Source organism: Ruegeria sp. HKCCA0235A (assembly GCF_013033235.1).
GTDB lineage: Bacteria > Pseudomonadota > Alphaproteobacteria > Rhodobacterales > Rhodobacteraceae > Ruegeria.
On sequence record NZ_WQDQ01000013.1, the window covers coordinates 109,211 to 117,802 of the forward strand.

General features: G+C 59.2%; 8 protein-coding genes, 2 tRNA genes and 1 pseudogene. 8 read left to right on the top strand and 3 right to left on the bottom strand.

All coding sequences use genetic code 11. The features are described from left to right. Nucleotides 1-3 precede the first annotated feature (3 nt). Nucleotides 4-603: a TadE/TadG family type IV pilus assembly protein gene (locus GOW56_RS19305; RefSeq protein WP_152457540.1), complete on the top strand. Its 600-nt coding sequence runs from the start codon at nt 4-6 to the stop codon at nt 601-603. Here GOW56_RS19305 and GOW56_RS19310 read toward each other — a convergent pair. After that, the gene (locus GOW56_RS19310) at nt 562-1,044 is read right to left on the bottom strand and encodes a hypothetical protein (RefSeq protein ID WP_152457539.1); all 483 of its coding nucleotides are present in this window, start codon (nt 1,042-1,044) and stop codon (nt 562-564) included. The two genes, GOW56_RS19305 and GOW56_RS19310, sit on opposite strands and share 42 nt — an antisense overlap. Nucleotides 1,045-1,201: 157 nt before the next feature. On the opposite strand from GOW56_RS19310, the gene GOW56_RS19315 reads away from it, so the two are divergent. Further along, complete coding sequence (locus GOW56_RS19315; protein WP_171206904.1) at nt 1,202-2,113, top strand: pirin family protein; 912 nt, start codon at nt 1,202-1,204, stop codon at nt 2,111-2,113. A 21-nt stretch (nt 2,114-2,134) separates the two neighbouring features. Here the strand turns inward: GOW56_RS19315 and GOW56_RS19320 are convergent, their stop codons facing one another. Then, on the bottom strand, nt 2,135-2,722 hold the full coding sequence (locus GOW56_RS19320; protein WP_171119521.1) for a TetR/AcrR family transcriptional regulator: 588 nt from the start codon (nt 2,720-2,722) through the stop codon (nt 2,135-2,137). A 102-nt stretch (nt 2,723-2,824) separates the two neighbouring features. Here GOW56_RS19320 and GOW56_RS19325 point away from each other — a divergent pair, with 102 nt between their 5' ends. The 6 genes from GOW56_RS19325 to GOW56_RS19350 all read left to right on the top strand — a co-directional run bounded on the left by GOW56_RS19325 (nt 2,825) and on the right by GOW56_RS19350 (nt 7,648). After that, on the top strand, nt 2,825-3,073 hold the full coding sequence (locus tag GOW56_RS19325; RefSeq protein WP_171206905.1) for a hypothetical protein: 249 nt from the start codon (nt 2,825-2,827) through the stop codon (nt 3,071-3,073). Between the two features lie 127 nt (nt 3,074-3,200). Further along, on the top strand, nt 3,201-4,487 hold the full coding sequence (locus GOW56_RS19330) for a homoserine dehydrogenase (protein ID WP_171206906.1): 1,287 nt from the start codon (nt 3,201-3,203) through the stop codon (nt 4,485-4,487). Nucleotides 4,488-4,556: 69 nt separating this feature from the next. After that, on the top strand, nt 4,557-5,540 hold the full coding sequence (glpX, locus tag GOW56_RS19335; protein ID WP_171206907.1) for a class II fructose-bisphosphatase: 984 nt from the start codon (nt 4,557-4,559) through the stop codon (nt 5,538-5,540). A 93-nt stretch (nt 5,541-5,633) separates the two neighbouring features. After that, nucleotides 5,634-7,376, top strand: coding sequence for a single-stranded-DNA-specific exonuclease RecJ (gene recJ, locus GOW56_RS19340; protein ID WP_171206908.1), 1,743 nt, complete (start codon nt 5,634-5,636; stop codon nt 7,374-7,376). Between the two features lie 98 nt (nt 7,377-7,474). Further along, nucleotides 7,475-7,549: transfer RNA gene (locus tag GOW56_RS19345), tRNA-Glu, on the top strand. A 24-nt stretch (nt 7,550-7,573) separates the two neighbouring features. Then, nucleotides 7,574-7,648 (top strand) — tRNA-Glu (locus tag GOW56_RS19350). Nucleotides 7,649-7,868: 220 nt separating this feature from the next. Here GOW56_RS19350 and GOW56_RS19355 read toward each other — a convergent pair. Next, nucleotides 7,869-8,592: pseudogene (locus tag GOW56_RS19355) on the bottom strand (IS3 family transposase); the annotation flags it as partial.

Consider the following 8,592-nt stretch of genomic DNA (forward strand, 5'->3'; position numbering starts at 1 on the left):
GCTATGTTTGTATTCAGAAACGTGAAAAACCGCATCAAGGCCTTCAAGCAGGACGAAAGTGGTATTCTGACCGTCGAGGCCATCATGATCTTCCCGCTGTTGTTGTGGACGATTACGTTTACGTTCACCGCATTCGAGGGATTTCGTCAAAGCGCGTCGAACCTGAAAGCTGCCTATACGGTCAGCGATCTGATCTCACGTGAATCGGCCGCCGTGACTGATGTTTACATCGACTCGCTTCACGAACTTATGGGCGAAATGGTCAACAACCGGTCTGAAGTGCGCATGCGTGTCTCGCTGATCCGTTTTGACGAGAACGACAACCGCCACTACGTGGATTGGTCGACCGTGCGCGGCTATGACACGGAATGGAACGACAACAACATCCAGGAAATCGAAAACCGTCTGCCGCCGATGCCGGATCAGGACACGGTCATTCTGGTGGAAACATCCAACGAGTATATTCCTCAGTTTAAACCTGGCTGGGATCTGGCGACCGGCATTAACTTTCAAAACTTCATCTTCACCCGTCCCCGCTTTTCCACCAAGGTCGCTTGCAACCTAGTGCGCCCTCCGGTCGTCTGCGTGGATAATAGCGCTTAAGACTTCTGACATGAACTTGGCCTCGGCGGCAGACGTCATGCCGCCGACGCCGACCCGGCGACCAATCCGCCACCACAATCCGGGGGCCCATTGGTACGTATCTTTGTGCTTGGTGCGAACCAGAAAGCCGTTTGACGGCTTGAACGCGAATACGCCGCGATCCACCGACTCAATATCAGCCACCTTTGCGATCATTTGACCTGACCCGGTACGCAATTCCGACTGTGTCAGTTCAATATGGTCCTGGGTCGCGTGCCATACACGATAGGCCAGCCAAAGCGACGCGCCCCCTACGGCAAACAGAAATACTTGCCACGCCGGTTCGGGCGGCGATGCCAAAGCGACGTATGTGACCAGCACCCCAACCGTCGACAGCATCCCTACTCCGATCCACCGTCTGGGGGATGATGCCTGAATCGTTGCCAGCACTTCGTCCTGCATGGATGTCTCCTGTCCGTTCCGCTTCGACTTAGCGACTTTCCAGGGGAAACAACAGGGCTTTGGTTGCTTAGCAAATTTGCACAGCTCCGGTTAATTGACGCTGATTGACCGCAATCACGCAGGGGTTACATGCTGATCAAACGAACCGGAGGCGAATATGTCCCTTAGACCCACACTGGAAACACGCAGGGCCACCCCGACGATGGAAGGGGCTGGCGTGAAACTTCACCGCGCATTTGGGTTTCAGGACCCGTCCGAACTTGATCCTTTCCTGCTGTTCGACGACTTCAGGAACGAACGCCCGCAGGACTATCAGGCCGGTTTTCCCTGGCATCCGCATCGCGGAATCGAGACGATCACCTATGTTCTGGCCGGATCGGTCGAGCATTCGGATTCGCTGGGCAACACCGGCACGTTGGGCGCGGGCGACGTACAGTGGATGACGGCGGGGTCCGGCATCCTGCATCAGGAAATGCCGCAGGGAAACACCTCGGGGCAGATGCACGGGTTTCAGCTGTGGGGTAACCTGCCTTCGGATCAGAAGATGACTGCCCCGCGCTATCAGGATGTTCAAAGCAAGGATATCCCCGAAGTCACTGATGACGACGGCACCACCGTTCGTGTGATTGTCGGAGAGTTCTGGGGCAAAACCGGCCCCGTGGACGGCATCGCGGCAGATCCACAATATCTGGACATCTCGGTTCCCGCGGGTGTGAAGAAGACCTTCCGCATCGACACTTACCGCCGAGCCTTCGCCTATGTCTTTCAAGGTCAGGCAGCTTTTGCAGATGCGTCACGCCCGTCCGGTGTGCTGTTGGAAAAAGAGGTCGCCGGGCAAGAGATGAATATCCGGGATATGTCGGGCGACCGCACGCTTGTACGTTTTGGGACGGGGGACGAAATCACCGTTCAGGCTGGCCCCGAAGGCGTTCGGTTTCTGTTGATCTCGGGGGCTCCGATCAATGAGCCCGTCGCATGGCACGGGCCCATTGTGATGAACACGCGGGCCGAATTGGAACAAGCGTTTCGCGAACTGCGAAACGGGACCTTCATTCGCCCTGCGCACTGACACAGTGACGGTCTGGCCCTGTCAGGCCGTCACCGCCTTATGCACCATGTTCCAATAAATCCGTTCGACCTCGTCCAGTGACAGCCGCCCTCCGGACCTGTACCAGGTCATCACTCCGTTCAACATGGCAATCACCGCCAGCGTCGCGATCTTGGTGTCCGGTATCGCAAACTGTCCAGCCTGCTGGCCAGAGTGAAGGATGTCTTCCAACGCGTTTTCGTATTGGCGCCGAAGGTCTTCGATTTCGGCGAAGTTTTCGGGCGAGAGGTTGCGAAGTTCCATATAGGCGATGAACACCTCGTCAGGGCGTTGCAGGTGGAAACGAATGTGAAAACCGACAAATCGGCGCAACGCTTGCCGGCAGTCATCGCAGCGCTCCAGTGCGTTGAGCGCCGAAAGCAGATCCTGCATATGCTCTCGCATCAACCGATACAGCAAACTCTGCTTGTCCGGCGTGTAATTGTATAGCGCCCCCGCCTGAACGCCGACCTCTTTCGCGATCTGCCGCATCGAAACCGCGGCATAGCCGTGGCGGGCAAACAGGTTCAGGGCCGCCTTTCGAATGCGTGGGCCTGTGATATCAGAGTGGGAGCCTTGAGTACGTGCCATCCGCCCACAGTATCTGAACAAATGTTCATATAGAACCCCGCTTGATCGGCGCCGGCAAAAGGTGCATCACGAAAGGACGAACGAAACCGAAAAGCGTGCCACATGAAACTGCTGCCTGTTCTGCCTCTTATTCTTGTGTTTGCCGGGTGTTCAGACTTTCCCGAACTTGAAGGCAGTGAACCGGCCTCGGTCAAATCGGCCCCCTACCCGCGTCTTGTTCCGGTGCAGGAAACGTTGGGGCCTTCGATTGATCCCGTAAGCCAGGCCGCAGAGGTGGAGGAAGACCTGACGCAGCGCAGCGAGTCGCTTGCGAAAAAGGCCCAGGCGCTGCAAAACGCGCAAACCAACTAAAGCGTGACATTTGACCTCGACAATCCCCCGGTGACGGATTGCACCCTTGGCCTGAACCCGATAAGGCAGCGCTGATCGGGCAGGCGTCCGAATGCAGACAAGTTTCGAGCGGAAAGGAACCCACGACATGACACAGGCACTGCGGCTGGGAATTGCGGGCTTGGGAACTGTCGGCGTGGGTGTCGTCAAGATTGTTCGCCGCCACGCAGATTTGCTGAAGGCGCGCACGGGCCGGTCGATTGAAATCGTGGCCGTATCGGCGCGGGATCCGAACAAGGACCGCGGCGTGAACCTGTCGGATTATGCCTGGGAAACCGACCCGGTTGCGCTGGCGAAACGTGACGATATCGATGTCTATGTCGAACTGATGGGCGGCGAAAACGGTCCGGCCAAGGCCTCGGTCGAAGCCGCGCTGGCCAGCGGCAAAGACGTCGTGACCGCCAACAAGGCTTTGCTGGCCATTCACGGGCAGGAACTGGCCGAACAGGCCGAAGCTGCTGGCCGCGTCATCCGGTTTGAGGCCGCAGTCGCGGGCGGTATCCCCGTAATCAAATCCCTGACCGAAGGGTTGGCCGGAAACGAGATCACGCGCGTGATGGGCGTGATGAACGGCACCTGCAACTACATTCTGACCCGGATGCAATCGCAGCGTCAGGGCTATAACGCCCTTTTCGACGAATGCGCCGAACTTGGGTATCTTGAGGCCGACCCCAATCTGGATGTCGGTGGCATCGACGCCGCGCACAAACTGGCTTTGCTGGCCTCGATCGCTTTTGGCACCAAGCCGAATTTCGACGGGATTGAGATCGAAGGCATTCAGCAAATCAGCCTCGACGATATCGACCAAGCCGAGGATATGGGCTTTCGCATCAAATTGCTGGGCGTCGCGCAGCGCACCGCGCGCGGGCTGGAACAGCGGATGCAGCCTTGCCTTGTGCCCAGCGACTCGCCCTTGGGGCAATTGGAAGGCGGCACCAACATGGTGGTGATCGAAGGCGACGCGGTTGAACAGGTTGTGCTGCGCGGCCCCGGTGCGGGTGAAGGCCCGACGGCCAGCGCCGTGATGGGCGACGTCTGCGATCTGGCACGTGGGCTGCAAATCCCGACCTTTGGCCGACCGGCCAATTCGCTTGAGGCCGCGGCCCCGGCCGTCACGGGCCTGCCTGCGCCTTATTATCTTCGGCTGGGTCTGCTGGATAAACCGGGCGCACTGGCCAAGGTTGCAGCCATTCTGGGCGATGCCGGCGTTTCGATAGACAGGATGCGCCAGTATGCCCATGCAGAAAGCACGGCGCCTGTGCTGATCGTTACCCACAAAACCACCCGCGCCGCGCTGGACGTTGCGTTGGACCGGTTCCGGGAAACGGATGTGGTTGCCGGTGCCCCCGTCGCATTGCGGATTGAAGAGGTTTGAACTTGCGGCCTGTATGAAACGCAAGCTATGCCGATAGAAACGGCTTGAATGACCAGAGGATACATGACAATGAGTGCTGCCAAAACCGATTTCAACGACCGCCTGCTGTCTCTGGGGCTGGCAAGGGTGGCGGAACAGGCTGCACTGGCCTCGGCTTCGCTGGTGGGGCGTGGTGACGAGAAAGCCGCCGACCAGGCCGCCGTGAATGCCATGCGCGAACAGCTGAACATGCTGGACATTGCTGGCGTCGTGGTGATCGGTGAAGGTGAACGCGACGAAGCACCGATGCTTTATATCGGCGAAGAGGTCGGCACCGGAAACGGCCCCGGCGTGGACATCGCGCTGGATCCGCTGGAAGGCACAACGCTGACCGCAAAGGACATGCCCAACGCGCTGACCGTGATTGCCATGGGCCCGCGCGGCTCGATGCTGCATGCGCCCGACGTTTACATGGACAAGCTTGCTGTTGGTCCGGGCCTGCCCGAGGGCGTCGTCAATCTGGACATGTCTCCACGTGAACGGGTGGAATCCTTGGCAAAAGCCAAGAACTGCAAGCCTGCGGACATCACCGTCTGTATTCTGGAACGTCCACGTCACGAGGCGATTATCGCCGAAGTGCGCGAAACCGGAGCATCGATCCGCCTGATCACCGATGGTGACGTGGCAGGTGTCATGCATTGCGCAGAAAGCGAAGTGACCGGCATCGACATGTATATGGGCCAGGGTGGCGCCCCCGAGGGGGTTTTGGCTGCCGCTGCGCTGAAATGCATGGGCGGTCAGATCTTTGGTCGCCTGTTGTTCCGCAACGATGACGAGCGGGGCCGTGCTGCCAAGGCGGGTATCACCGATCTGGACCGGGTCTATTCGCGCGATGAGATGGTGACCGCAGATGTGATCTTTGCCGCAACGGGTGTAACCGGCGGTTCTCTGTTGCCGCGCATCAAGCGCGAGCCGGGTTGGGTGGAAACCACGACGCTGCTGATGCGTTCAAAGACCGGGTCCGTACGCCGCATGTCGTATCGCACCCCCACCTGGCCGCACGATAACGCCTAACGGCTTGCGCCGTTGCCTCCGGCGGGAGTATTTGGGAAAAGATGAAAAGGCCGGGTCCGAAAGGATCCGGCCTTGGTTCACAAGGGGCAGGCAATGGGTTTTCTTGGCGTAGAACAATCACTGACCGGGCGGCGCTGGGTTGGCCCGGAAGCCGAGCTGGAACGGGCTGCCGAGATGATGACTCAACAGACCGACCTGCCGCGTGCGGTATGTCAGGTTCTGGCCCGTCGTGGCGTGCCGGTCATGGAGGCGCGCGGCTTTCTGGACCCCAAGCTCAAAGAGCTGCTGCCAGATCCCCGCGACATGAAGGACATGGAAACGGCGGCGGCGCGTTTTCTGGACGCCGTACGCCATCGCCAGAAAATCGCTGTGTTCGCGGATTACGATGTTGACGGCGGCTGCTCTGCCGCTCTGCTGCTGGTTTGGCTTCGGCAGATGGGGTTGCAGGCGACGCTTTATGTGCCGGATCGGATTGATGAGGGATATGGTCCGAATGTTCCGGCAATGCGGGAACTGGCAACCAGCCACGACCTGATCATTTGCGTCGATTGCGGCACGCTCAGCCATGAACCGATTGCCGCAGCCACGGGGGCGGACGTGATTGTTCTGGATCACCACCTCGGCGGCGAAACCCTGCCGGATTGCGTCGCAGTCGTGAATCCCAACCGGCAGGATGAAAGCGGTGATCTAGGCTATTTCTGCGCGGCGGGTGTCGTGTTTCTGATGCTGGTCGAAGCAGGGCGCCAGCTGCGCGCGGCAGGCACAAAGGGGCCTGACCTGATATCGATGCTGGACCTGGTGGCCCTGGCAACCGTGGCTGACGTTGCGCCTTTGATCGGCGCCAATCGCGCCCTGGTTCGACAAGGCCTTAAAGTGATGGCCCAAAGGCAGCGCCCCGGACTTGTCGCATTGTCCGATGTCTCGCGCATGGATACGGCGCCCAACAGCTATCACCTGGGTTTTCTGCTTGGCCCCCGCGTGAACGCGGGTGGTCGCATCGGGCAGGCCGATCTGGGCGCCCGCCTGCTGAGCACGGATTCCCTGCACGAGGCACAGGCCCTGTCCGAACGTCTGGACGCGCTGAACACAGAACGCCGGGACATTGAAAACGCCGTGCGCGCCGCCGCGATGGAGCAGGCCGAGGGTCGCGGACTCGACGCACCGCTGGTCTGGGCCGCCGATGAAGGCTGGCATCCGGGTGTGGTGGGCATCGTGGCGTCTCGTTTGAAGGAAACCGCCAACCGTCCGGCCATCGTGATCGGCTTTGACGGTGATGAGGGCAAAGGCTCGGGGCGTTCGGTCTCGGGCGTGGATCTGGGGGCGTCGATCCAGCGGCTCGCGGCCGAAGGGTTGCTGGTCAAGGGTGGCGGTCACAAGATGGCCGCTGGACTTACCGTCATGCGCGACAAACTGGAACCTGCGATGGAACGCCTCAGCGAGTTGCTGGCAAAACAAGGCGCAGGTCAGGGCGGCCCTGCCGATATGAAGCTGGAAGGCGCCCTTATGCCGGGTGCCGCAACAGTGGATCTTGTCGAACAGATCGAACAGGCCGGACCGTTTGGTGCCGGAGCCCCTGCCCCGCGATACGCGCTTCCGGATCTTCAGGTGCGTTTTGCCAAACGTGTCGGGGAAACGCACCTGAAGTTGTCATTGTCCGATGGCATGGGTGGTGGGCTGGATGCGATTGCCTTTGGTGCCTTTGACGGTCCGATAGGCGAGAGACTATCAAATCATGGTGGCGCACGCTTTCATTTTGCAGGCCGGCTTGAGGTGAACACCTGGGGCGGGCGGCAATCCGTGCAGCTCAGGCTCGAGGATGCGGCAGAGGCAAATTGACGTCTCGCTCGGAAGGCGTAAAAAACTTTCTCATCCCTGCGTTTTTCGGCTTGCGGGGGTCACGGTGAAACCGTAAAAGGCCCTCCACAAGCCAGCGTGGCCCGTTCGTCTATCGGTTAGGACGCCAGGTTTTCAACCTGGAAAGAGGGGTTCGATTCCCCTACGGGCTACCACTTGTGCTTGCGTCACTACCAAGTGGCCCGTTCGTCTATCGGTTAGGACGCCAGGTTTTCAACCTGGAAAGAGGGGTTCGATTCCCCTACGGGCTACCATTTTCTTATTCAACATCAACAAGCTACCGGAAAAGTCTCCCTGCGCGCGATTTCGGATTGATTATGCCTTGATGGTGCAGCCTAGAGGAAATACCGTCCTGCTTGTCAGCCGTGCATCTGGTCCTAAGAGATCCGTATACACGCAGGGAACCCTCAGTGTAAGCTTCTCAGGCCCCACCGGGGGTTTGAGCAGCCTCATCTGACTGGTCCAAATTGATTGTTAGTGCATTGTCGGCCTGCGATCCATTGGTATGATGGTTTCGGGCGCTGGCGGGCGATAGCCCAGTGCACTGTGGGGCCGCTTTGTGTTGTAGTGTCTCCTCCATTGTTCGATCAGAATTTGAGCTTCGCGCAGGCTGTAGAAGATCTCACCGTTGAGCAACTCGTCCCTGAACCTGCCGTTGAAGCTTTCACAGTATCCGTTCTCCCAAGGGCTGCCAGGTTCAATGTAAGCCGTCTGCGCGCCAACTGCGGCGATCCAGCCTCGGACAGCCTGGGCGATAAATTCTGGCCCATTGTCTGAACGTATGAAGCGGGGTGCACCCCGCAGTATGAACAGATCCGTCAGGGCATCGATCACATCGACCGAGTTCAGCTTGCGCTTCACTTTAATCGCCAGGCACTCTCGGCTGTGCTCATCAAGGATATTCAGCGCCCGGAAGGCTTTGCCATCATCGGTTCGACAATGAACGAAGTCATAGCTCCATACATGATTGCGATACTCCGGCCTCAGCCGAACACACGACCCATCCACTGCCCGGCAGGGCATTGCGAAGCAATGTCCCGAGAGGGTTCAGCCCAAGCCGTCCTTTCTTCGGTTGTTTCACTGGCACTTTCAGCCCCTCTCGTCGCCAAAGCCGTTCAATTCGCCCATCGCTGACAGACCATCCAGCCTCTCGCAGTAGTGCAGCGATCCTGCGATAGCCATATCGGCCGTATTGACG

What these genes read in the sequence shown, in the direction of transcription:
- GOW56_RS19305 (WP_152457540.1), top strand. Translation starts at nt 4, where the DNA reads ATGTTTGTATTCAGAAACGTGAAAAACCGCATCAAGGCCTTCAAGCAG.
- GOW56_RS19310 (WP_152457539.1), bottom strand. Translation starts at nt 1,044, where the DNA reads ATGCAGGACGAAGTGCTGGCAACGATTCAGGCATCATCCCCCAGACGG.
- GOW56_RS19315 (WP_171206904.1), top strand. Translation starts at nt 1,202, where the DNA reads ATGTCCCTTAGACCCACACTGGAAACACGCAGGGCCACCCCGACGATG.
- GOW56_RS19320 (WP_171119521.1), bottom strand. Translation starts at nt 2,722, where the DNA reads ATGGCACGTACTCAAGGCTCCCACTCTGATATCACAGGCCCACGCATT.
- GOW56_RS19325 (WP_171206905.1), top strand. Translation starts at nt 2,825, where the DNA reads ATGAAACTGCTGCCTGTTCTGCCTCTTATTCTTGTGTTTGCCGGGTGT.
- GOW56_RS19330 (WP_171206906.1), top strand. Translation starts at nt 3,201, where the DNA reads ATGACACAGGCACTGCGGCTGGGAATTGCGGGCTTGGGAACTGTCGGC.
- glpX (WP_171206907.1), top strand. Translation starts at nt 4,557, where the DNA reads ATGAGTGCTGCCAAAACCGATTTCAACGACCGCCTGCTGTCTCTGGGG.
- recJ (WP_171206908.1), top strand. Translation starts at nt 5,634, where the DNA reads ATGGGTTTTCTTGGCGTAGAACAATCACTGACCGGGCGGCGCTGGGTT.